Below are 22,079 nucleotides of genomic sequence, written 5' to 3'. Positions count from 1 at the left end.
GGACGTCCCGGTCGATCCCGCCGGCGGCGCGGGCACGGTCAGCACCGGCGATGCCACCACGCCAGCTCCGGATCCGCCGCGGGATCGTGGTGCGTTCGCCCGAGCAGCACCTCGTCCAGGCATTCGACCTGCACCCGCAGTTCGGCGGCGGCCTTGGGCGGCAGCACGGACAGAGCCCCTTGCAGCTCGTCCCGGGCCCAGCCTTCGCCACAGCACGGGCAGGTGAACTCGGCCTCCCACGGTCTCCACGGGCGTTCGACCCCGTGGACGCGGACCGACCACACGCTCAGCGCGACGGAAGCGATGCCCGGTGCCAGCCGACCCCGCTCGAGCACGCGGACGGCGGCGTTCGCCGCCCCCGACGGGCCGGGGACATCGCGATACCGCGAGTGCCGCCGATCGCGCCGCAGGACGTACGGAGGGCCGGGACCCCGTCCGGGTCCCGGCCCCTCGCACTACGCTCCGCTCGCGTCGAGCATGCCCTCGCGCTCGACGATCTTCACGCGCTCGCGGCCCTGGGGCTCGCCGAGGGCCTTCTCGGCCGCGTCCAGCCGGTACCAGCCCTCCCAGGTGGTGTAGCGGACGCTGCGCTCGACGAGGAAGGCTTCGACGGCCTCCGGAGCCGGGGCGGCCGGTTCGCTCAGGCGGCCCTCCGCGTGGTCGGCGAGCAGGTTCGCCACCGTCTCGTTCGCGTCACCCTTGGTGTGGCCGATCAGGCCGACCGGACCGCGCCGGATCCACCCGGTGACGTACGTCGACTGCAGGTGGGCACCGGCTTCGATCACGCGGCCGCCCTCGTCCGGGACCGTGCCGGACTCCACGTCCCAGGGGAGCTTGGGCAGCTCGTCGGAGAGGTAGCCGACGGCCCGGTAGACGGACTGGACGTCCCAGTCGGTGAAGTCGCCCGTGCCCTTGACGTTGCCGGTGCCGTCCAGCTCGGTGCGCTCGGTGCGCAGTCCGACGACCTTGCCGTCCTCGCCGAGGATCTCGGTGGGCGACTCGAAGAAGTGCAGGAACAGCTTGTGCGGGCGCTCGCCGATGTCGCGGATCGCCCAGTTCTCCAGGGTCTTGGCGACCATGTCGGCCTGCTTGTTGCCGCGGCGGGTGGCTATGGAGCCGTCGTCGTAGTCGATGTCCTCGGGGTTGACGATGACCTCGATGTTGGGCGAGTGGTCCAGCTCCCGGAGCTCCATGGGGCTGAACTTGGCCTGCGCCGGACCCCGGCGGCCGAAGACGTGGACCTCCAGGGCCTTGTTCGCCTTGAGGCCGTCGTAGACGTTCGCCGGGATTTCGGTCGGCAGCAGCTCGTCGGCCGTCTTCGCCAGGATGCGCGCGACGTCGAGGGCGACGTTGCCGACACCGAGCACGGCGACCTTCTCGGCCTCCAGCGGCCAGGTGCGCGGGACGTCCGGGTGGCCGTCGTACCAGGAAACGAAGTCGGCGGCGCCGTAGGAACCGTCGAGGTCGACGCCCGGGATGGTCAGCGCGCGGTCGGCCGTGGCACCGGTGGAGAAGATCACGGCGTCGTAGAAGGACTGCAGCTCGTCGAGGCTGATGTCGTTCGGGTAGTCGACGTTCCCGAAGAGGCGCACCTGCGGCTTGTCGAGCACCTGGTGGAGGGCGGTGATGATGCCCTTGATCCGGGGGTGGTCGGGGGCGACGCCGTACCGGATCAGGCCGAAGGGCGCCGGCATCCGTTCGAAGAGGTCGATGGACACACCGGGCTCGACGGCTGCCTCGGACTTCAGCAGCGCGTCGGCGGCGTAGATACCGGCGGGGCCGGCACCGACGATTGCTACCCGCAGAGGGCGAGGCATGGCAGAGGTTCCCTTCGAGCGACGGCAAGGTGGATCAAAGGGAACCCTAAACGAAGGTAAACCTAACTCGGCACCCGGTGTCCGTTTATGGCCACATAACCAAAACTTATGACCTCCCCAAGCGGTCCTTGGGGTGTCAGGGAACTCGCTGGTCAGCACGGACGCCACCTGACAGACTGAAACCGCTTGATCACCCCAGGAGGACAACATGGCTGACGAAACCGACACCCCGCAGGACGAGTCCCCGGCCGACGCGGCCAAGCGCAAGTTCCGGGAGGCCCTGGAGCGCAACGCCGCGAACGCCCAGTCCCAGCAGGCCCACCAGAGCCGGGCGAAGGTCCAGGGTGCCAGCAGCGGCCCCGGCGGCAAGAACAAGAAGGTCCGCCGCAAGACCGGCTGACCCTCGAACCCGAGGAGCTCGCCCCCGCCACTACGGCCGGGGGTGGCTCGATCCGGCATTGGGCCACTCGGGTGAGTGGGGATAACCCCGAGCGCCGTCGACAGTTGATCAGCACGTCCCGCCGAGGGCAGCCATCACACGCGACAGTGCGAACCAGAAGGATCCCCACATGCTCAAGAAGTTCATGGCCACCGCAGCCGCCACCGCCGCCGTGCTCGGCGCGGGTGCCGCAGTCGCCTCCCCGGCGATGGCGATCGGCAACGACAACGGCGTGAACACCGTCAACGGCAACGGTTCCGCCCAGATCTACGGCAACCAGGAGACCCACGGCAAGATGAGCCCGCAGCTCGGCGCCATCCAGGGCTCGCTCAACAAGCTCTGCGTCGGCCTGCCGGCCAAGGTCAACGCCCAGTCCCTGCTCGCGGTCCTCGCCAACGTCGGCGTCCAGGACGTCAACGTCCTCGCCAGCCCGCAGAACCAGCAGTGCACCGAGAACTCCACCCAGGCCAAGGGTGACGAGGCCCTCTCGCACATCGCCAGCAACATCCCGATCCTCTCCGGCAACCTCTCCGCGGGCAGCTGATCGGTTCGATCGCGCGCCGGTGTCACGCGTCACGCGTGATGCCGGCGCGTTTCATTTGGTCTAGACCTTGACAGGTTCAGACCATTTTCGCTTCAGTGGGCACCGTTGCCCCCACGGCAAGTCCCCCCACTGAAGGAGCAGTTACGTGATACGTGCGCTTCGCCTCCGCGCCCTCGCACTCGCCGCCGCCTCGGCCCTCACGGCCGGCCTCGCCCTCGCCCTCCCCTCCTCCCCCGCCGTCGCCGCGACCCCCTGCGCCGGCGCCTGGGCCTCCTCCGCCGTCTACACGGGCGGCATGAGCGCCTCGTACGGCGGCCACAACTGGCAGGCGAAGTGGTGGACCCAGGGCGAGACGCCCGGCACCACCGGTCAGTGGGGCGTCTGGTCGGACCAGGGCGCCTGCGGGGGCGGGGGCCAGGACCCGGATCCGGGCAACCCCACCGGATTCGTGGTCTCCGAGGCCCAGTTCAACCAGATGTTCCCGAACCGGAATCCCTTCTACACCTACAACGGCCTGGTCTCGGCGCTCTCCGCCTACCCCGGGTTCGCCAAGACCGGCGACGACACCACCAAGCGGCGCGAGGCCGCGGCCTTCCTCGCGAACGTCTCCCACGAGACGGGCGGACTCGTGTACATCGTGGAGCAGAACACCGCCAACTACCCGCACTACTGCGACGCGAGCCAGCCGTACGGCTGTCCCGCCGGACAGGCCGCCTACTACGGCCGCGGGCCCATCCAGCTCAGCTGGAACTTCAACTACAAGGCCGCCGGTGACGCGCTCGGCATCAACCTGCTCGCCAATCCGTACCTCGTGGAGCAGGATCCGGCCGTCGCCATGAAGACGGCGCTCTGGTACTGGAACACCCAGAACGGCCCGGGCACCATGACCGCCCACGCCGCCATGGTGAACGGCGCGGGCTTCGGGGAGACCATCCGCTCGATCAACGGCGCCCTGGAGTGCAACGGCGGCAACCCCGCCCAGGTCCAGAGCCGCATCTCGAAGTACCAGAGCTTCACGCAGCTGCTCGGGGTGACCCCCGGGAACAACCTCGGCTGCTGAGCAGCGGTGCTGTGGCGGTCACCGCGTGCGCAGCGCGGTGGCCAGCTGGGCCCGTGAGCGCACGTCGAGCTTCTGGTAGATGCGGGTCAGCCGGGCCTCCACCGTCTTGACGCTGAGGAACAGCTTCGCCGCGGCCTCCTGGTTGCTGGCGCCCTGGCTGACCAGCAGCGCGAGCCGGGTCTCGGCCTCGGTCAGGGTCGCGGCCGCCGGTACCCGCGCTCCGGCGCCGTCGCCCGGGGCCGGTTCCCTGGCGAGTTCCGTCCAGGGGGAGGCCCCGGCCCGGTCGAAGACCTCGGCCGCGGCCCGGAGCGCCGCGCGGGCCGGTGCGCGCCGGCGTCGGCGGCGCTCCACCCGGGCGAGGGCGAGCAGCGTGCGGCCGCGTTCCAGCGGCAGCCGCAGGGCGTCGAAGCGCTGGGCGGTGGTCTCCAGCAGGTGGACGGCCCCGTCGGCGTCGCCCTGGGCGGACAGGCACAGGCCGCGGGCCCGGTCGAGGGCCGCGACCACCCCGGTCCGGCCGAGGCCGACGGCGACCGTGCGGACGGAGGCCAGCAGTCGGGCGGCCTCCTCGGGTGCGTCTGCGGCGATCAGGGCTTCGGCGAGCTCCCCGTGCCAGCGCAGGATCGAGGGGTCCACCACCTGCTGGGCGGCCTCCAGTTCGGCGACGCGGCGCAGGGTGGCGACGGCCTTCGCCGCCTCTCCCGTGGCGAGTTCGACGAGGCCGAGCGCGTGCAGGCTGCGGGAGAGGAAGACCTGGTCCTGTTCCTCCTGCGAGGCCTGGATGCCGCGCCGGGCGTAGCCGGCGGCCCGGGCGAAGCTGCCGCCCATGGCCTCGGCCATCGCGGCGACGTACCAGGCGGGGCCGGGCGAGAGGCCCGCGTCGATCGTGAGCTCGAGGGCCCGGCGGGCGTGGGCGGACGCGGCCTCGCACCGGCCGCTGCGCAGTTCGACCTCGGTCAGGCTGCGCAGGACCTCGAAGACGTCCTCGGCGGAGCCGGTGCGCTGGACCGCGGGCAGCAGGACCATCAGTTGGCGGCGGGCGTCGTCGAGGCCGTCGTCGAAGAGGGCGTGCCGGACGGCGAGGTACTGGGGCGCGTTGCGCATGCCGAGCGGCACCTCGGGGGCGGGCAGGGCGAGGGCCTCGGCGAGGATCGCCTCGGCTCCCGGGTCGCCGAGGATGCGGCCCATGCGGGCGCGTACGGTCAGGGCCATCGCCTCGGCGACCTGGTCGCCGCCGAGTGCGGCGAGCGCTCCGGCGCGGGCCGCGGCGTCGCGGGAGCGGACCGGATCGCCGTCGCTGAGGTTGTGCTTCCAGGCGATCCGCAGCTGGACGGCGGCCTGGAGCGAGGGGTCCCCGGCGGCCTCGTCCATGGCGTACGCGATGGTCTCGTCGAGGGCGCCCAGGGCCTGGCCGGCGGCGTCGATCACGGCGAGCCGGGCCCGTACCCGGTCGGCGGGCGAGGCGTCGCGGGCCAGGACGGCTCCGGTGGCGCGGCGGGCGAGGTCGGCGCGGCCGGACCAGCCGGCGTCCTCGGCGGCCGTGACCAGGCGGGCCAGTTCCGCGCCGGCCAACGAGGACGGCGTGCGTTCGGCGGCGAGCAGGCCCAGTTCGGCGGCGAGGGCGCGCTGGCCCCGGCGACGGCATGCCGCGGCGGCCTCGGTGATCTCCTCGGCGAGCCACTGGTCGGGGGTGTCCACGGCCAGCGCGCGGTGGCGCACGGCCTGGACGGGATCGTCGACGGCGGCGGCCAGGGCCGCGTGTCCGGCGGCGCGTTCGGGCCAGCCGGCGTCGGCGGCGAGCGCGGTGGGCAGGGCGCCGGCGGTGAACTCCACGGAGCCGTCCTCGCCCACTCTGACCAGCGCGGCCCGTTCCGCCTCGGCCAGCTCGGCCTCGGCGTCGGGGCGGCCGGCGCGGCGCAGCAGGGAGATGGTGGGGCGGGTGGCGAGGGCGGCGAGCAGCAGGGTGCGCCGGGCCTGGGCGGGGGCCCCGGCGAGGAGCCGGCGGGCCACCTCGCGGGCCTGTCCGGAGACGGCCAGGGGGTCGGCGTGGTGGGCGCTGCTGTCGCGGGCCTCGGCGGCTTCGGCGAGGGAGTGGCCGAGGGCGAGGGCGAGGCGCGGGTTGCCGCCGCTGGCCTGGTGGATCCGGCCGGCGAGGCGGGCCGGGAGGCCGTGGCGGACGAGGAGTTCGGCGACCTCGTCGGCGCCCAGCGGGGGTACCCGGATGGCGGGGACGCCGGGGCCGCAGAGGGGTTCGCCCACCGGGACCCCGCCCTGGACGCATTCGGCGACCAGGACCCGGACGCGGGGCGGGGTGAGGCGCAGGGCGAAGCGGAGCAGGTCGGTGCTCTCGGCGTCCAGCCACTGGGCGTTGTCGAGGACGAGCAGGACGGGGTCGCGATCGGCGAGGGTACGCAGCACTTCGACCACGGCGAGGCGCAGGGCGATGTGGTCGCGGCCGGCCCGGGGGGCGTCGGCCTCGCGGCGCAGGAGGGCGATGGCGGTGCGCTGGGGGCCGGAGAGCTGTTCCAGGGCGCCGCCGGGCACGGAGGCGAGGAGGGCGGCGGCGGACGCCTCGGGTATCCATTGGTCGGCGGCCTCGGGGGCGAGGCACAGCACGGTCTCGCGGCGCGATTCGGCCGCGGCCGCGACGGCGCGCACGACCTCGGTCTTGCCCGCGCCGGCGGGTCCGGTCAGGAGCGCCCGGCCGTGCGCGGTCAGCGCGCGGTCGACCGCCCTGATCAGTTCTCCGTGTCCGACACTTGTGTCAGCGTGCCCCGTCGCCGCCACCACGCACAGCCACCAGCCTCTCGGTCCCCAGCTCCGGCGCCCTTCCTGTGAGAGGCGACAATACGAGGTCGAGTGGCGGGCGGACACGGATTGTGACGCAGAAATCAGTCGCGTGCCGGGAAAACCCGTCGGACCTGCCGATACGAGGTGTATCAGCAGGTCCGCGGGCTCGCTTTGGTCCGTACTATCTGGCCGTCAGGCCGAGTTGGCTCCTGATCAGAAGGTCAGGTTCCAGGAGTCGATCTTGCCGGTGTCGCCGCCGGCGTTGTCGTTGACCCGCAGCTTCCAGGTGCCGTTCGCGACCTCGGAGGAGGCGTTCACGGTGTAGACCTGGTTGATGTTGGCCGTGCTGCCGCCGGAGCGGTTGTGCAGGTTGTAGACGCTGCCGTCCGGGGCGATCAGGTCGACCTTGAGGTCACCGATGTAGCTGTGGACGATGTTCACGCCCACCTTGAGGGCCGCCGGGGCGTTGCCGGTCACGCCGGTGACGGTGATCGGGCTCTCCACCGTGGCGTTGTCCGCGATGGCGTAGTCCGTGGTGTTCTCGCGGCCCGAAGTGGGCGGGGTCGAGGTCACGGCGGCGACGGTCGCGGCCGCGTCGGCGAGGCCGGCGCCGCAGCCACCGGTGCAGGTACCGGCCAGCGGGCGGGCGTTGGTCTTGATCGCCGACTCGATCTGGGCCGGGGTCAGCGAGGTGTTCGCCGACTTCAGCAGGGCGGCCAGGCCCGCGATGTGCGGGGCGGCCATGCTGGTGCCCTGGTAGGGCTTGTAGATCTCGGCACCGGGGGTGGTGGTGCCGGCGTTCAGGGTGGAGAGGATCGCGTTCTCGGGGGTGGTGACGGTGCCGGGCGTGTCGGTGGCGCGGCGGGTCTCACCGCCCGGGGCGGCGATGTCGATGATCGTGCCGTAGTTCGAGTAGTACGAGCGGTCGCCGGCGCGGTTGGTCGACGCCACGTTGATCACGTTGTTGCAGCTGGCGGGCGAGTAGCCGGACGCGTTGGCGTTGCTGTTGCCGGCGGCGACCACGACGGTCGTACCGCGGGCGACGGCGGCGTTGATGGCGTTCTGGTAGCTCGTGCCGCAGGCACCCGGGCCGCCGAGGCTCATGTTGATGACCTTGGCGGGGGTGGCGTTGGCCGGGACGCCGGCGACGGAGCCGCCGGACGCCCAGGTGATGGCGTCGACGATGTCCGAGGTGGCGCCGCCGCACTTGCCGAGCACGCGGACGGGCTGGATCTTCGCGCCGTAGGCGATGCCGGCGACACCCTTGGAGTTGTTGGTGGCCGCGGCGATGGTGCCCGCGACGTGGGTGCCGTGCCACGAGGAGGTGCTGGCCTTGGAGCCGACGCCGCACTCGCCGTCGGTGGCGTTCCAGTCGCCCTCGTCGGCCGGGTTGTTGTCGCGGCCGTTGCCGTCGCGGGCCTCGGAGGAGGTCGAGATGAAGTCGTAGCCGGCGACGATGTTCGGCGCGACGTCCGAGTGGGCGACGTAGCCGGTGTCGATCACGGCGACGGTGACGCCGGAGCCCGTGGTCTTGTCCCAGGCACCGGGGACGTTCATGCCGGCGGTGGACTCGAAGAGGTCCCACTGCTTGGCGTACTCGGTGTCGTTCGGGGTGACGGCCTGGGCGTAGGCGCGGGTGTCCGGCTCGACGTAGGCGACGTCCGGGTCGGCGCGGAACTGGGCCATCACGTCCGCTGCGTCGGCCGGGGCGGTCGCACCACCCAGGTTGACGAGGGCGGCTCCGGTGCCCAGGCGACGGTCGAACTTCGCCTTCTTGTTGCCGGCCTTCTTGCCCTTGGCGGTGGCGTCGTCGGCCGCCGCGGTGTTCGAGCTGGCCTCGGTGGCCGAGGACTTGTACCCGACGATGAGGTTCTCGACGGGCGCGGTGGGGGCGACCGTGGCGGCGGGGGCCGCTGCGGGGGTCTCGGCGGCCAGGGCCACGGAGGCGGTCGCGGAGCCGGCGAGCAGGGTGACGGACATGGCCACCACGGATATGAGCCGACGTCTGGAAGAGTGCACGTGTTCCCCTTCGAGGGCCGTTTCCGGGCGTGCCGGAGCGGCCGGTCAGTGCAGTGTGGGAGGTTCCGGCGGCCGCGGGACCGGGAGCGAGTTGGTCGAGCTCGCCCCGGCTCCGCCGCGCGCCACGTCGCCCGAGCCGCAACAGCGGGGCTGGGCAACGGCGGTCCCGGCTCTCCCCCCGACCGCTACGGCCTTCACGCCATGTGGGGTTGGCGTGTGTGCCGTAGGGTCAGGAGAAGATCGCCGGTGGGCAGACAGTAGGCAACACGGGGATGAACTCGATACGGGGAAAACCCTTGTCCGCCCCCTGCGGCTCCCCCCGAGGGTCCCTCGGCAGTGGCGCTGACCAGGCACGTTCGTCGTCCGCGCGATCGCCGCGCAGGACCGGGGCCCAGACCGGGACCCCAACCGGAGGCGGCGCTACCGCGGCGGGGAGAGCCTGCGGAAGTACGTCCAGCTGGTCTCGTTCGGCTCGCTCCACTTCTCCGGCGCGTGGGCGAATTCGGGGTGGTGCTCGGCGATGTACGCGCGGGTGCGCTCCGGGACCTGCGCGTACGCGTCCAGCTTGCGGCCGCGGCAGTGGAAGGTGAGGCCGCCGGGGCGCTGCCCCTGTTCCATCCAGGGCAGCCACGGGGACATCCGGGTCCAGGACATCGTGGCGGGGACGCTCACCGCGTCGGTGGTCAGGGTGGCCGCGGGTGCGAAGAACTGGAACAGCTCCAGGGCGCGGTAGGTGTCGTCGGCGGAGTGGGCCGGGTACTGCGCGACCGGCAGGGGCGAGGGGTAGGCCAGCGGGATCTCCAGGCTGAAGCAGACCTGGTCGCCCAGGTCCGTCAGGGGGATCGGGAAGGGCCGCCACTTCTGGTTCGCCGGATCGTTCCAGACGTGGACCACCTGCTTGTCCTGCCAGGTCTCCAGGATCTCCCGGGTCCCGGGGTCGAGGTAGAACGCGGCCTCCCTGGACAGGAGTTGGTAGCCGCCGAGCTCCTCGTCCGCCACGAGGCGCGCGACGTTGAGCCCTTCGAAGCCGAAGAGACGCCGGTAGGGCTCGCCGGGGGCCCAGGAGTGGACGTCTCCGGTCCACCAGCAGGTGACCTCGGCGCCGTCGAGCGAGGCGCGGGTGCGGGCGAATGCGTCCAGGAGCTCGGCGGGTGTCAGCTCTGATGTCATACGGCCCACTGTGCGCGGTGGCCGCACGGCCGGACAAGCGGCCCCGCGGACAACTCCTGGGTGCTGTCCGGCCGGTGGCGCCTCAGGCAGCTGCGCGACGCACGTGCAGATGGCCGTCGAGGGGGAAGGCGGGGGGCGCGGACGCCAGCGTCCTGTCGTAGGCGTAGCCGCACTTGGCCGCGACGCGACAGGATGCGGGGTTGTCCACCTGGTGGAGCAGTTCGAGGCGCTCCAGGCCGTCGGCCCGGAAGGCCTCCAGGGACCAGGCGGTGAGGGCTTCCAAGGCCCGCGGAGCCACGCCCCGGCCCCGCGCCTTGGCCGCCGTCCAGTAGCCGACCTCGGCGGAGGCCTTGCCGGACGCGACCTCCTTGAGGACGACGTTGCCCACCAACCGCGCCGGCGCCGCGCCCCGGCCCTCCTCCAGGACGGCGAATCCGAACCGGACCCCCGTCGCCCAGCCCCGCTCCTGGGCCCGTACCCAGCTCAGTCCGTCGCCCTCGCCCGCCAGCCCGGGATCCGGGGAGGCCTCGACCAGTGCGGCGACGTCCTCCACGCACCAGGGCCGAAGGACGAGAGCGGCAGCGGTCGGTGTGGCGGCGGCCTCGAGCGTGACGGAAGTGATCATCGGCCGATCGTAGCGGCGGCAACCGCGCTCCCGGCGGACGCCGCTGGGTGACCACCTGTCGGGACAGCGGCGGGTCGCGCTGACGCGGCGCCTCACACCGGGCCCGCGGCGCGCACCGGAATCAGCCACCTCGGGGTCGCCGGGAACGGGGGCGTACGCGGCCCCGGCGGGCCCGCGGCCGCGATGCGGCCGTGGTGCGCGACCCGGGGGCCGACCGGCTCCGGGCAGCCGCTCACCCACCCGCCCAGACGTTTGACAAACCGGCCCTGACCTGGTGTTTTCCTTGGATTCACCTAGGCTGGGGTGATCTGCCGGGCACCATCGGAGGGGACTTCATGAGTGACGAAGCGATCACGTACGACACCAGCCACATCCAGGTGCTGGAGGGTGCCGAAGCCGTGCGCAAGCGGCCCGGGATGTACATCGGCTCGACCGGCGAACGCGGCCTGCACCAGATGGTCTTCGTGGTCGCCGACCGGGCGGTGAACGAGGCCCTGACCGGCCGTGCCGGATCCGTCGGCGTGACCCTGATGGCCGACGGCGCCGTACGGGTCACCGACGACGGTCCGGGCATCCCCTTCGGGGCCGCCGAGGACACCGACGGCCGCGGTCTCGAAGCCCTGTTGACCGACCTGTCGGCCGGGGCGGGGCCCGGTGACCGCGGCACCGTGACCACGGCCCTCGTCGGCTTGGAGCCCGCGGTCACCAACGCCCTGTCCAGCCGGCTGACGGCCGAGGTGCGGCGCGAGGGGGTCCGCCGGGTCCAGGAGTACGCGTGCGGCGTCGCCGTGGCGCCGCCCACCGCCGCGGGTCCGGCAACGGGAAGCGGGACCACCCTCACCTTCCGGCCCGACACCACCCTCTTCGAGACGACGGAGTGCTCGTTCGCCGTGCTGGCGGAGCACTTCAGGGAGCTGGCCTTCCTCAACCGGGGCCTGGACGTATCGCTGACCGACGAACGCCCTCCGGGCGGCCCCCAGACCGCGCGGTTCCGGTTCCTGGGCGGGGTGCGGGACTTCGTCGTGTCCCTCCGGGCGCGGGCGGGGGCGCACGTGCACACGGACGTCATCGGCTTCGAGCGGGAGGACCCGCGGATGGCGGGGACGATGGAGGTGGCCCTGGGGTGGTGCGGCTCCCGCGCGGAGCGGGTCCGCAGCTTCGCCAACAGCATGGCCACCCCCTACGGCGGCACCCATGAGGCGGGCCTGCGCGAGGGGGCGGCCGCCGCGCTCGACGCGTACGCGCGGGCGCGGGGGCTGCTGACGGCGGCGGAGCCCGGCCTCGGCGCCGACCGCATCGGCCGGGGCCTGACGGCGGTCGTGTCGGTCAAGCTGGACCATCCCGAGTTCGTCGGCGCCACACGCGGAGAGCTGGGCAACAGCCCCGTACGCGCCTGTGTCGCGGAGGCCGTCCGGGAGCACCTCGGCGCCTGGCTGGAGCAGAACCCGGGGCAGGCGGTGGCCGTCGTCACCGAGATCCTCCGGGCCGACGCCCTCGACTGAGTGCCCGTCGCGTCCCGGCCGGCAAGCCAGCGGGTCGGCCGGCCGGGACGCGACGCGACGCGACGGTTCAGGCATACCTCTCGAAGAGGGCGTGGAGGTAGCCCTCCAGTCTCTGCGTCAGGACAGGGGCCGTCAGGTCGACCCGGCCCAGTTCGCGCCAGGGCCCGCCGACCTTCTCCGCGTCCGGAGCGAAGCCCAGCGCGTCCAGGAGCCGCCAGTAGAGGTGGGCGGTGCGGTCCTCGGTCAGGGTCCCTCCCGCGGCGACATAGCGGTCCGCGAAGCCCATCCCCGCGGGAACCCCGTGCAGCAGGGCGAGGGCCGTCGAGCAGTGCGCCACGTCCAGGTCGGCGGGCCCCCAGGAGGTCTCCACCCAGTCGACGACGCCGCTGATCCGAAGGTCCTCGTCCGTGCCGGTGAAGAGGACGTTCCCGGGATGGAAGTCCCGGTGCAGAAAGCGACCTCGATGGTCCGGCGGATCCCGGCGGATGACGTCGACCGCACGCTGCCAGAGCTCGGGCCGCCGGGTGTCCGCGGGCGGGCTCACCCGCTCGGGAGAGGCCCAGGCCTGATAGGTACGGGGCCGCTGGTGGGCGGCGATCGGCAGCTGATGGATGCGCACCAGTTGGCGGGCCAACAGTTCGGCGCGGGCGTCGGCGTTGCGATCGTCCAGGCGCACGGTTCCCGGCAGCAGGGACATCAGGAGGGAGGGGTGGTCGCAGTGCTGCGCCGTCGCATCCACCGCCACCAACGTGGCCGCGGGCACGTCCGTGTCACCGAGCAGGCGCAGGATCGCCGCTTCACGGGTCAGCAGGCCCTCCGCGTGCCGGGCGTAGAACGGCTTGACGAAGGACCGCAGGACGAGCGAGCGCCGTCCGTCCGGGCCGCCGAGGTCCAGGCGCCGCATCTGCGAGGTCCAGCCGCCGCGCAGGCGGACCGCCTGCTCGATGCGTTCTGTCGCGGGCAACCCCTTCTCCACCCAGGAGCGCGTGGCACCCCAGCCCTCACCGGCTAACTCTGCGTCCATGCCCTCTGCTCCCTCGCCCTCGCTCATGGAGGCAGACTATCCGTCCGGGTGAACCGTTGGCCTGACTTCCCCGGGCCGGCGAGCGGCCCACGGAACGTACGAATCACGGCGCCGCGCCCGTCATGCGGATGACCAGTTGACGGCGGGAGCGCCACCGGCAACCGTGACCGGCATGTGGAACGAACACCGGCTGCTCACTCTCGCCGTCTGCCTGGTCCTGGCCGGCGGACTGATCGCAGCGGTACTGGGGGTGTCGCGGGCGGCCGGTCCGCACGCCGGGGCGACGGACGGGCGGCCGGTCGCCTCCGACTACGTGGACATACGCGATGTCCCGCGCCTCCCGGCAGCCGCTCCCGCCCCCGGGTCCGAGGGGTCCGCCGGGTCGATGGTGGTGGATTGCGGCCGCAACGAGCAGGGCCACTACAACGAGGACAACCTCGTGGTCTCGCCCGGCCTGCTGGGCGGCGCCCATCACACGCACGCCTACGTGGGGAACCTCTCCACCAACGCGCTGTCGACGGAGGCCTCGCTGGACGCGGCCGCCACGAGCTGTGCGGGCGGCGACCGATCCACGTACTACTGGCCCGTGCTGCGCCGCCCCGACCGCCCGGGCACGCGCCCGCACGAGGATTCGGCGGGGCACGGGAACGTCGGCGAGATCGTGCCGGCGACCTCGGTCCTGGTCGAGTTCCGCGGCAACCCGGTGAGCAAGGTGGTGCCGATGCCGCGCTTCCTGCGCGCGATGACCGGTGACGCCGTCGCGTACACGGCGGACACCGAGGCCGACGTCCGGGCCCGCTGGGGATGTTCGGGCTCCCCGGACCGAGCCACCACCCGTTACCCGCGCTGCCCCGCGGGCGAGCGCGTCACCCGCACCCTGGTCTTCCCGAGCTGCTGGAACGGCCTCGACACCGTCGGCGTCACGCACCGCTCACACTTGCTCTTCACCGCTGCGAACGGCGTCTGCCCGAAGGACACCTTCCCGGTGCCCGAACTGCGCGTCTCCCTCGCCTACGAGATCCCCCCGGGCCTGAACGTGGCCCTCGACTCCTTCCCCGAGCAGCGGCACAGCCCGAAGACCGATCACGCGATGTTCGTGAACGCGATGACCGACCGGCAGATGGCCGCGGTCGTCCGCTGCCTCAACGAGGGCCGCACCTGCCGGACCTGAGTGACGCAGGTCACGTGAACCGAATCCGTCCCGGTGGCGTGTTCCGACCGCACCACATATGCGAGGAAGACGGAGAGGGTGAGATGGCCGGACCACTGTGGCCCCGCACTCGGCGGGGCTCGACCGATGAGGCACTGATCAAGTCGGTGTACGAGGAGCACGGTCACGCCCTGCTCGCGTACGCCACCCGGCTGACGGGAGACAGGGCCGCCGCCGAGGACGTCGTACAGGAGACGCTGATCCGGGCCTGGCGCCACTCCGAGGTGCTGGTCAACGGAAAGGGCTCGGTGCGCGGCTGGCTGCTCACCGTGGCCCGCAACATCATCACCGACCGCTACCGGGCGAAGGCCGCCCGGCCGCCCGAGGTCTCGGGAGCCTCGTCCGCTCCCCCGGTGGAGGCGGACCACGCCGACTCCGTGGTGGACAGCATGACGGTCCTGGGGGCCCTCGATCAGCTGTCGCCGGAACACCGCGACGTCCTCAAGGAGTTGTACTACCGACAGCTCAGCGTCGCGGAGGCGGCCGACAGTCTCGGCATCCCGGCGGGTACGGTCAAATCTCGCTCGCACTACGCCCTCAAGGCGCTGCGCGACGTCTTCAAGAGCGACGGATTCAGGGACATCGGTTCCAGAGAAGGAAAGCGATCGGGCAGGCCGCCCCAGCAGCCCGCCGGACTGCGTGAGGTGGTGGCATGAACCGGCAGAGGCACGAGGAGGAACTGCTCGGCCCCTACGTACTCGGCGTCCTGGACCCCGAGGAGATCCGCCGGGTCGAGGAACACACGAGCGGATGCGTGCAGTGCCGGGAGGAGGTGGCCGCGTTGCGCGAGATGGAGGCGGCTCTGGGCGAGGTGCCCGACGAGGCGTTCCTCGACGGACCGCCGCATGGCGGTGACCTGCTGCTCCAGCGCACCCTGCGGCAGATGCGCGGTGAGCGGGCCGGTGATTCGCGGCGGCGCGCGGGCCTCGCGGGACTGGCGGTCGCCGCTTCGCTGGCCGCCGTGTTCTGGGCCGGTACCCAGCTGGGTACGGGCGATTTGGACACCGAGGCGCTGCCTGTGCCGCCGTCCCCGACGGCCACGGCCAACCCTTCCCCACCGCCCGCCGGGACCAAGGTGCTCTCCGCGACCGACAAGGCCACGGGGGCGCGGATGACCGTGCAGATGACGCCCGCCACCAAGTGGGTGCGCGTGCACGCGGCGGTCACGGGCGTACCGCCGGGCGAGCGGTGCCGGCTGATCGTGGTCTCCAAGAACGGTACGCGCACCACCGCAGCCGGCTGGGTCACGGGCAGCCAGGAGAACGGCGAGGCCAAGGGCGCGGCGCTGGACGGTTCGGCGGCCGTGGACCCGGCGGACGTCAAGGCGATCCTGGTCGAGAACGAGTCGGGCCGGACGTTCGTGTCGGTTCCGGTCTGACCGGAACGGTCCGGTCGGACCGGACCGTTCCGACCGGAGCGCGGGCCGGAACGTGACGGAGCCCGGGAGCATATCCAGCTCCCGGGCTCCTGTGTGCCACCCAATTGCGCACACCGGCACGTTTAAGAGTCGCGGATCATTCTTAGATCGACGTGTTCTACCTTTGAACTACCGCGCCACGAGGAGAGGCACAGAGGGGACTTGAACCCCTATCCATCGATGATCGTCCGCGCTCGGTCGATCCGGTGTTCGGCGGCGAATACTGAGACTGGAGCGATAATCTGAGATTGAAGGGCCGCCTCTACCAGCTTGGGCCACCCCGGCTCGCAATGCCGGGGGAGGGATTCGAACCCCCAACTGACACCCTCGTTCAGCTTCAACATCAGTTTCAGCTTGCGCTCTCGCGCACCTCCCGCAGACATACGGGAGGGGTTCTGTGGGCTACCTGAACAGGTAGCCGAACACCGCGTCGCCGACCCGCTGGTCGGTGACCTCGGCGCTGTTGGCCTCCTCGCGGGCGAACTTGACGGCCTGCTGGAGCTTCTCCACGCGGTCGATCAGCTCGTTGACCCGCCGGGCGGGCAGCGCACCGGAGAACTTCACGGTCGTCCAGTACCCGACCGGCACGTCCTCGTAGTACACCTCGACCTGCGCCGGGTGCTTCTCGGTGGCCTCGGCCTTCACGTGGTTGCGCGGCACCTTCTTGGTACGGATGGTGCGCACCGGGTCCGTCTTCCAGGAGTCCGTGGACGGGTCCAGGTTCCAGGATTCGGAGGCGTCCAGCACCGGCAGCTTCCGCACGAAGGTGTGCATGTCGGTGAGCTGCTTCTCCAGGAAGAGCAGGTACGGCACGGGCACCTGCGCCAGCAGGACCGTCCCGTCCACGACGACATCGGCGACCGCGGTGCGGTTCGCCCAGTCCTTGGTGGCCGTCACGTCGAACAGCCGCGTCAGGGTCCCCGCCGTCGCCCGCAGCACGTCCTCGGCCTTGACCTGCACCCGGGTGGACTCGGGCGGCAACTGCTCGCCCTCCTCGTCCTTGGGCTGGTAGGTCCGGGAGATTCCGGCCAGCAGGGCGGGCTTCTGGACGTCGTGGTGAGCTTGGGTGAGCTCCTGGAGGGACTTGGACTTGACGCCCTTTTCCACTGCGATGATCTGATTCAGCTTCGGCACGTGATCAACCTAGCAGTCGATTGTCCGATCATTCACCGGGATTTCCGGCACGCCCGCCCGGTCCAGCAACCGGCGCATGTCCTCGGGCGGAAGCACGGGGTTGGCGGCCGCGGCGGCCGCGGTGTCCGGATCGGCGAGCAGTTCGCGGATCCGGGCCACGGGGAGCCTGGGGTCCCGGGCGGCGGCCGCGCGCGTATCGGGGTCCCGGCTGAGGCGGTCGAGGAGTTCCGGTTCCAGGTCGGGGTCGCGCAGGGCCAGCCGCCGGCGTTCCGGGTCGGGCGAGGCGCCGAAGCGGGCGGCGAGCCCGGCGGCGGGGAAGCCCGGCCGGGTGACGAGCATGCCCACGGCGCGGTGGGTGCCGTTCAGGTAGAGGTCGAGGAGCAGCTCGGGGGGCGGCTTTGGGTGGAACTCGGCGAGCAGTAGGCGTACGGCGAAGTCCTGGTCCCCCGCGAGCAGTTCGACGGCGTCGGCCGGCAGGCCGGGGCAGACCGCGGCGCTGCGGCGCAACCAGGTGTGCGCGGACCGGGCGCACCGGCGCAGGAACTCGGCGTCCTCGCGGCGCGCCCACACCCAGTCGAGGGTGCCCAGCCGGTCTTCGGCGTCCACGGTGTGGTCGATGGCGGCGCGCTCGGACTCGCTCAGCTCGGGGCGGGCGGAGACCGCCAGCCGGACCCCCGGGTCGGGGTCGACGGCGAGGCGCGCCACGAGGTCGGGCGGGAGGGTGGGGTTGGCGGCGATCGCCGCGAGCCGTCCGCCTCCGGCGACCACGCGTTCGGCGAGCTCCCGGGTGAGCCGGCCGGTCTTCAGGATGTCGATCACCTGCCACGAGTCGCCCAGTTCCCCGACCAGCCAGGCGGTCGCTTCCTCGTCCTCGTGGCAGATCCGCGCGGCGGCTGCCCTCCGGACATCGGGATCCTCGTCGTGCAGGAGCCGTTCGCGGACCTGCTGCGCGAGCCGGTCCCAGGCGCGGCAGGACGCCCGGCGGAACACGGGGTCCTCGTGGTCGGCGAGGGTCGCCAGGATGTGGTCGGGTGTCGCGCCCGACAGGATCAGTTCGTGGCTCACCGCGAGGCGTGGGTGGGCCAGCAGCCGTTCGTAGGCCCAGTCGGGCAGCGGGGCCACCCGCTGCCGGTAGGTCAGGGGGCCGACCGCGAGCATGAGGTGGACCCCCGGGGCCGGGTCCTCGACCAGCCGGGCGCGCTGATCGGGATCGGCGTTGCCGTTCTCGGCGAGCGCGATCCGGACGTGGCGGTCCGGGTGGACCAGAACGGCCTCGACCACCTCCTGCGGCAGAACGGCGCGCCGCGCAACCGCCCGTCGCACCCGCTCGTCTTCGTGGCCGAGCAGCCGCACCAGCACGTCCGCCGGTGCGGCCGCGTTCCCGACGAGCCCGTGCAGCTGCCCCGTCCACCGATCGCGCATGCTCCTGGTCCCTCCCCCGTTGCCGAAGCAGGATCGTAACAAGGAAGCCCACAGCCGGACCGATCATCATATTGCGGTCCATGACATCCTGTGACGTCATGACTCGCCGGACGTATCGGCGGACGTCCGGGGAATATGGGGAAGGTCCATGAGGCTCTGCTTCCTGGTGGAGGAGCACTACCGCCACGACGGCATGCCGAACGAGGTGATCCGGCAGCTGACCGCGTGGGGGCACCGGGTGGACGTCGTACGGCCGGGCGGCTCGCTCCTGCGCATGACCGAGGTGGTGGACGCGGGTGCGCACGATGCGTGGGTCCTCAAGACGGTTTCGGGCGGCCCGGGTCTGACGCTGCTCGAAGCGGCCGCCGCGGCCGGGACGACCACCGTCAACGACGCCCGGTCGATCCGCGGCGTACGGGACAAGGCGCTGGCCGCCGCTCTCGGGCGCGGCCGGGGGCTCCCGCTGCCGCCGACGTACGCCGTGGCCCGCCCCGAGTTGCTGAGGGAGGTCCCGGCGGCGGAGTACCCGCTCGTCGTCAAGCCCGCCGACGGCAGCTCCGGGCGCGCCGTGCACCTGGTGTCCTCGCCGGAGCGGTTGGAGTCGCTGCTGCCCGTGCTCGCGGGCGAGGGCCTGCTCATCGCCCAGCCGTACGTGCCCAACTCGGGGACGGACATCAAGGTGTACGCGGTCGGCGGGGAGCTGTTCGCGACCGAGCGGTGCTCGCCGCTGCACCCGGACCCCTCCGTGCGGGAGCGCCGCGTGCCGCTGTCGGCCGAGGTGGCGGCGATCGCCGCGCAGGTGGGGGCGGTCTACGGGCTGGACCTGTACGGCGTGGACGTGCTGTTGGGCCCGGACGGGCCGGTGGTCGTCGACGTGAACGACTTCCCGAGCTTCCGTCAGGTGCCGGACGCGGCCGCGCGGGTGGCCCGGGCGGTCCTGGAACTGGCACGGGCGGGCGGCAGCGCGCAGCAGCCGGCGCCCGTGGCGCTGGCGTACCCGCTGCCCCTGTCGATCCCGGCGCAGATCTCGGCCGTGGGGGGCGACGGCGCGTGAAGATCGGCCTGATCACCCCGGAGCCCGGGCATCCGCTGCTGGCGGACGCCACGGCCCTGCTGGCCCCGGAACACGAGGTCGAGGCCCTCGATCCGGTCGCCCTGGAGGACGTACCGCTGCCGCTCGCCGAGGTGTACCTGCTGAAGTCGCGGACGCCGCACGCGCTGGGTCTCGCGCGCTCCCTGGAACGGCGTGGAGCGGCCGTGGTGAACTCCGCCTCGGCCACCGCGCTGTGCCAGGACCGCACGGCGATGGCCGAGCTCGCCCTGCGGGCCGGGCTCCCCTTCGCCGCGACCCGTACCCACGACTCCCTCGGGGCGTGGGCGGCCGGGGCCCGGCCGCAAGCCCCCGTGGTGGTCAAGAGCCGGTACAGCCGCCGGGGCGACCTCGTCGCCCGCGTCGACGACGCGGCACGCCTGCGGGAGTTGGCGCGGGAGTGGCCGCACGAGCCCGTCGTGGTGCAGGAGTACGCGCCCAACAGCGGCTGGGACCACAAGCTGTGGGCCATAGGCGACCAGGTCTTCTCGGCCCTGCGCCGGTCCGAGCTCTCCCCCGGCGGCCGTGGCCCCACCCGTCCCCTGCCGCTGGCGGAACTGCCGTCCGGCTGGGCCGATCTGGTGCGCGAGGCGGGCGCGGTCTTCGCGCTGGACGTCTACGGCGTGGACATCATCGACACCGGTGGCGGAACACCGCTGATCGTGGACGTCAACGCCTTCCCCGGCATCCGGGGCCAGGCCGGCGCCCCGGAAGCCCTCGCGGCACTGGCCCTGCGTCGGGCCGCGGGGCGTACCTGACGGTTGCCGGGCAGGTCCGGACGGGGGAATGCGCGGGGCCTGACGGCCGTGGCCCGGTGTCGTGGCGCGGAGGGGCGGCGGCCGCCGTGAGGATCGGGGCATGGGCGTCGTCCTGCCGGTCCTCTTCGCACTGTTCGCGGCGTTCAGCAACGCGCTCGCCACCGTGCTCCAGCGGCGCGCCGCGCTCACCGTGCCGCAGAGCGACGGCTTCCGCCTCGGCCTGGTCCTCGATCTGCTGCGGCGTCCGCTGTGGATCGGCGGCATCCTGGCCGTGATCGCGGCGGGGGCCGGGCAGGCCCTCGCGCTGGCCACCGGCGCGCTGGCGCTCGTACAGCCGCTGTTCGTACTGGAGCTGCCGCTCGCGCTGCTGATCGCCTCGCTGATGACGCGGCAGCGGCTGCCGCGGGCGATGTGGCTGGCCGTGGCGGGGGTGGTGGCGGGGCTCGGGGTCGCGCTCGTGGCCGCCTCGCCCATGGGCAACCGGACGCACGTGCCGGCCGAACGCTGGGTGGTGGCCCTGACGGCGTGCGCGGTCGTCGTGGCCGCCCTGGCCGTGGCCGGGCTGCGCCTGCCGCCCGGCCGGGCCCGGGCCGGCTGCCTCGGTGCCGCCACCGCCGTCTGTTACGCGCTCACCGCCGCGCTGATGAAGTCCGCGGTGCACGTCCTCGACGACGACGGCTTCGTCGCCTTCCTGACGACCTGGGAGACCTACGCCTTCGGGGCCAGCGGCATCTGTGCCCTGCTCCTGCTGGAACACGCCATGCAGGGCGGCCCGCTGGTCGCCTCGCAGCCCGCGCTGACCCTCGGCGACGCGAGCATCAGCATCGCGCTGGGGGTGGTGCTGTACGAGGAGCACCTGCGGTCGGGCTGGTGGCTGCTCCCCCAACTGCTGGGCATCGCCCTGATCTGCGCGGGCGTACTGGCACTGGCCCGGGCCGGGGAGGGCGCGCCGTGAGGCCCGGTAGCCTGCCGGTCGGTCGAGCGGAGGGCGGGATCCATGCGAGCGGTGGTCTTCGAGCGGTACGGCGAGCGGGCCGAGGTGCGGGAGGTGGCGGAGCCGGGTCCGCCGACGGGCGGGGTGGTGGTGCGGGTGGAGGCCACCGGGCTGTGCCGCAGCGACTGGCACGGGTGGATGGGGCACGACCCGGACATCGTGCTGCCGCACGTCCCCGGGCACGAACTCGCCGGTGTGGTCGAAGCCGTGGGGACCGGCGTCAGGAACTGGCGGGTCGGCGACCGGGTCACGGCGCCGTTCGTGTGCGCCTGCGGCAGCTGCGCCGACTGCGCGGCCGGTGACCACCAGGTGTGCGCGCGGCAGACGCAGCCCGGGTTCACGCACTGGGGGTCCTTCGCCGAGTACGTGGCCCTGGACCACGCTGACGTGAACCTGGTGGCGGTGCCCGAGGAGCTCTCGTACGCGACGGCGGCCGGTCTCGGCTGCCGCTTCGCGACGGCGTTCCGGGCGGTGGTGGCGCGGGGCCGGGTGGCGGCGGGCGAATGGGTGGCCGTGCACGGCTGCGGTGGGGTGGGGCTCTCCGCCGTGATGATCGCGGCGGCGGCCGGGGCCCGGGTGGTCGCCGTGGACACGGCACCGGGAGCGCTGGAGTTGGCGCGGGAGTTCGGCGCCGTGCACTGCGTGGAAGCCCGGGAGGGCACGGACACCGCGCAGGCCGTCCGGGACGCGACCGGCGGGGGCGCGCACCTGTCCCTGGACGCGCTGGGATCACCGGCGACGGCGGCGGCCTCGGTGGCCGGGCTGCGCCGGCGCGGGCGGCACGTTCAGGTGGGACTGCTGCCGGCGGCGGCCGGCGCGGCGGCCCTGCCGATGGACCGGGTGATCGGCTGGGAGCTGGAGGTCCTCGGGAGCCACGGCATGGCGGCGCACGCCTACCCGCCGATGATGGAGATGGTCCGGGGCGGGGTGCTGCGGCCGGACCTGCTGGTCACCTCGACGATCCCGCTCGACGCGGCCCCGGCGGCGCTGGCCGCCATGGGTACGGCGGCCGGGCGCGGGGTCACGATCGTCCTGCCGGGGGCGGCGGCGCGCGGCTGAGCTACGAT

At 72.8% G+C, this 22,079-nt stretch carries 20 protein-coding genes; 11 read left to right on the top strand and 9 right to left on the bottom strand.

What is annotated here, in order from left to right:
- Nucleotides 1-38: 38 nt before the first annotated feature.
- The gene (locus tag OG386_RS39010; RefSeq protein ID WP_328792053.1) at nt 39-335 is read right to left on the bottom strand and encodes a hypothetical protein; all 297 of its coding nucleotides are present in this window, start codon (nt 333-335) and stop codon (nt 39-41) included.
- 120 nt (nt 336-455) lie between these two features.
- On the bottom strand, nt 456-1,817 hold the full coding sequence (locus tag OG386_RS39005) for an FAD-dependent oxidoreductase (protein ID WP_328792052.1): 1,362 nt from the start codon (nt 1,815-1,817) through the stop codon (nt 456-458).
- A gap of 208 nt (nt 1,818-2,025) precedes the next feature.
- On the opposite strand from OG386_RS39005, the gene OG386_RS39000 reads away from it, so the two are divergent.
- From OG386_RS39000 to OG386_RS38990, 3 genes are all read left to right on the top strand, one after another.
- Nucleotides 2,026-2,217: a DUF5302 domain-containing protein gene (locus OG386_RS39000; protein WP_030725782.1), complete on the top strand. Its 192-nt coding sequence runs from the start codon at nt 2,026-2,028 to the stop codon at nt 2,215-2,217.
- Between the two features lie 169 nt (nt 2,218-2,386).
- Entirely contained in the window at nt 2,387-2,800 is a 414-nt protein-coding gene (locus tag OG386_RS38995; protein WP_189742455.1) for a rodlin, read from the top strand.
- Nucleotides 2,801-2,945: 145 nt separating this feature from the next.
- Entirely contained in the window at nt 2,946-3,860 is a 915-nt protein-coding gene (locus OG386_RS38990; protein WP_328792051.1) for a glycoside hydrolase family 19 protein, read from the top strand.
- A gap of 18 nt (nt 3,861-3,878) precedes the next feature.
- Here the strand turns inward: OG386_RS38990 and OG386_RS38985 are convergent, their stop codons facing one another.
- The 4 genes from OG386_RS38985 to OG386_RS38970 form a co-directional block, all read right to left on the bottom strand.
- Nucleotides 3,879-6,647 carry a helix-turn-helix transcriptional regulator gene (locus tag OG386_RS38985; protein WP_328792050.1) on the bottom strand — a complete coding sequence of 923 codons (2,769 nt, stop codon included), beginning with the start codon at nt 6,645-6,647 and terminating at the stop codon, nt 3,879-3,881.
- Between the two features lie 213 nt (nt 6,648-6,860).
- Nucleotides 6,861-8,627 (bottom strand): S8 family peptidase, encoded by a 1,767-nt coding sequence (locus OG386_RS38980; protein WP_328793515.1) that lies wholly within the window; start codon nt 8,625-8,627, stop codon nt 6,861-6,863.
- A gap of 459 nt (nt 8,628-9,086) precedes the next feature.
- Complete coding sequence (locus OG386_RS38975; protein ID WP_328792049.1) at nt 9,087-9,836, bottom strand: DUF1838 family protein; 750 nt, start codon at nt 9,834-9,836, stop codon at nt 9,087-9,089.
- An 82-nt stretch (nt 9,837-9,918) separates the two neighbouring features.
- Complete coding sequence (locus OG386_RS38970; RefSeq protein ID WP_328792048.1) at nt 9,919-10,461, bottom strand: GNAT family N-acetyltransferase; 543 nt, start codon at nt 10,459-10,461, stop codon at nt 9,919-9,921.
- A 335-nt stretch (nt 10,462-10,796) separates the two neighbouring features.
- On the opposite strand from OG386_RS38970, the gene OG386_RS38965 reads away from it, so the two are divergent.
- Nucleotides 10,797-11,963, top strand: coding sequence for a DNA gyrase subunit B (locus tag OG386_RS38965; protein ID WP_328792046.1), 1,167 nt, complete (start codon nt 10,797-10,799; stop codon nt 11,961-11,963).
- A gap of 67 nt (nt 11,964-12,030) precedes the next feature.
- Here OG386_RS38965 and OG386_RS38960 read toward each other — a convergent pair whose 3' ends face one another.
- Nucleotides 12,031-13,014 (bottom strand): phosphotransferase family protein, encoded by a 984-nt coding sequence (locus OG386_RS38960; RefSeq protein ID WP_328792045.1) that lies wholly within the window; start codon nt 13,012-13,014, stop codon nt 12,031-12,033.
- 145 nt (nt 13,015-13,159) lie between these two features.
- On the opposite strand from OG386_RS38960, the gene OG386_RS38955 reads away from it, so the two are divergent.
- From OG386_RS38955 to OG386_RS38945, 3 genes are all read left to right on the top strand, one after another.
- Nucleotides 13,160-14,158: a DUF1996 domain-containing protein gene (locus tag OG386_RS38955; RefSeq protein WP_328792044.1), complete on the top strand. Its 999-nt coding sequence runs from the start codon at nt 13,160-13,162 to the stop codon at nt 14,156-14,158.
- 83 nt (nt 14,159-14,241) lie between these two features.
- Nucleotides 14,242-14,853 carry a sigma-70 family RNA polymerase sigma factor gene (locus tag OG386_RS38950; RefSeq protein WP_030725819.1) on the top strand — a complete coding sequence of 204 codons (612 nt, stop codon included), beginning with the start codon at nt 14,242-14,244 and terminating at the stop codon, nt 14,851-14,853.
- Nucleotides 14,850-15,575 carry an anti-sigma factor gene (locus OG386_RS38945; protein ID WP_328792043.1) on the top strand — a complete coding sequence of 242 codons (726 nt, stop codon included), beginning with the start codon at nt 14,850-14,852 and terminating at the stop codon, nt 15,573-15,575. The genes OG386_RS38950 and OG386_RS38945 overlap by 4 nt, the downstream gene beginning before the upstream one ends.
- 441 nt (nt 15,576-16,016) lie before the next feature.
- Here OG386_RS38945 and OG386_RS38940 read toward each other — a convergent pair whose 3' ends face one another.
- Together OG386_RS38940 and OG386_RS38935 are read right to left on the bottom strand one after the other, a co-directional pair.
- Nucleotides 16,017-16,748 carry a DUF7873 family protein gene (locus tag OG386_RS38940; protein ID WP_328792042.1) on the bottom strand — a complete coding sequence of 244 codons (732 nt, stop codon included), beginning with the start codon at nt 16,746-16,748 and terminating at the stop codon, nt 16,017-16,019.
- Nucleotides 16,749-16,757: 9 nt separating this feature from the next.
- Nucleotides 16,758-18,170 (bottom strand): hypothetical protein, encoded by a 1,413-nt coding sequence (locus tag OG386_RS38935; RefSeq protein WP_328792041.1) that lies wholly within the window; start codon nt 18,168-18,170, stop codon nt 16,758-16,760.
- A 148-nt stretch (nt 18,171-18,318) separates the two neighbouring features.
- Between OG386_RS38935 and OG386_RS38930 the strand changes: the two genes are divergently transcribed.
- From OG386_RS38930 to OG386_RS38915, 4 genes are all read left to right on the top strand, one after another.
- Nucleotides 18,319-19,224 carry an ATP-grasp domain-containing protein gene (locus tag OG386_RS38930; RefSeq protein WP_328792040.1) on the top strand — a complete coding sequence of 302 codons (906 nt, stop codon included), beginning with the start codon at nt 18,319-18,321 and terminating at the stop codon, nt 19,222-19,224.
- Entirely contained in the window at nt 19,221-20,018 is a 798-nt protein-coding gene (locus OG386_RS38925; protein ID WP_328792039.1) for an ATP-grasp domain-containing protein, read from the top strand. Before OG386_RS38930 ends, OG386_RS38925 begins: the two co-directional genes overlap by 4 nt.
- A gap of 100 nt (nt 20,019-20,118) precedes the next feature.
- Nucleotides 20,119-20,973, top strand: a complete 855-nt coding sequence (locus tag OG386_RS38920; RefSeq protein ID WP_328792038.1) for a DMT family transporter — start codon at nt 20,119-20,121, stop codon at nt 20,971-20,973.
- 42 nt (nt 20,974-21,015) lie between these two features.
- Nucleotides 21,016-22,071 (top strand): alcohol dehydrogenase catalytic domain-containing protein, encoded by a 1,056-nt coding sequence (locus OG386_RS38915; RefSeq protein ID WP_328792037.1) that lies wholly within the window; start codon nt 21,016-21,018, stop codon nt 22,069-22,071.
- The last annotated feature ends 8 nt before the right edge of the window (nt 22,072-22,079 follow it).

Source organism: Streptomyces sp. NBC_00273 (genome assembly GCF_036178145.1).
Classification (GTDB): Bacteria; Actinomycetota; Actinomycetes; order Streptomycetales; family Streptomycetaceae; genus Streptomyces.
The sequence above is the reverse complement of the archived record's forward strand: the minus strand, read 5'-3'. Positions and strand labels throughout refer to the sequence as shown.

Excerpts from the sequence above, each read along its gene's own strand:
- OG386_RS39005 (WP_328792052.1), bottom strand. The coding sequence starts at position 1,817 with ATGCCTCGCCCTCTGCGGGTAGCAATCGTCGGTGCCGGCCCCGCCGGT.
- OG386_RS39000 (WP_030725782.1), top strand. The coding sequence starts at position 2,026 with ATGGCTGACGAAACCGACACCCCGCAGGACGAGTCCCCGGCCGACGCG.
- OG386_RS38995 (WP_189742455.1), top strand. The coding sequence starts at position 2,387 with ATGCTCAAGAAGTTCATGGCCACCGCAGCCGCCACCGCCGCCGTGCTC.
- OG386_RS38980 (WP_328793515.1), bottom strand. The coding sequence starts at position 8,627 with ATGTCCGTCACCCTGCTCGCCGGCTCCGCGACCGCCTCCGTGGCCCTG.
- OG386_RS38975 (WP_328792049.1), bottom strand. The coding sequence starts at position 9,836 with ATGACATCAGAGCTGACACCCGCCGAGCTCCTGGACGCATTCGCCCGC.
- OG386_RS38970 (WP_328792048.1), bottom strand. The coding sequence starts at position 10,461 with ATGATCACTTCCGTCACGCTCGAGGCCGCCGCCACACCGACCGCTGCC.
- OG386_RS38965 (WP_328792046.1), top strand. The coding sequence starts at position 10,797 with ATGAGTGACGAAGCGATCACGTACGACACCAGCCACATCCAGGTGCTG.
- OG386_RS38960 (WP_328792045.1), bottom strand. The coding sequence starts at position 13,014 with ATGAGCGAGGGCGAGGGAGCAGAGGGCATGGACGCAGAGTTAGCCGGT.
- OG386_RS38955 (WP_328792044.1), top strand. The coding sequence starts at position 13,160 with ATGTGGAACGAACACCGGCTGCTCACTCTCGCCGTCTGCCTGGTCCTG.
- OG386_RS38950 (WP_030725819.1), top strand. The coding sequence starts at position 14,242 with ATGGCCGGACCACTGTGGCCCCGCACTCGGCGGGGCTCGACCGATGAG.
- OG386_RS38945 (WP_328792043.1), top strand. The coding sequence starts at position 14,850 with ATGAACCGGCAGAGGCACGAGGAGGAACTGCTCGGCCCCTACGTACTC.
- OG386_RS38935 (WP_328792041.1), bottom strand. The coding sequence starts at position 18,170 with ATGCGCGATCGGTGGACGGGGCAGCTGCACGGGCTCGTCGGGAACGCG.
- OG386_RS38930 (WP_328792040.1), top strand. The coding sequence starts at position 18,319 with ATGAGGCTCTGCTTCCTGGTGGAGGAGCACTACCGCCACGACGGCATG.
- OG386_RS38920 (WP_328792038.1), top strand. The coding sequence starts at position 20,119 with ATGGGCGTCGTCCTGCCGGTCCTCTTCGCACTGTTCGCGGCGTTCAGC.
- OG386_RS38915 (WP_328792037.1), top strand. The coding sequence starts at position 21,016 with ATGCGAGCGGTGGTCTTCGAGCGGTACGGCGAGCGGGCCGAGGTGCGG.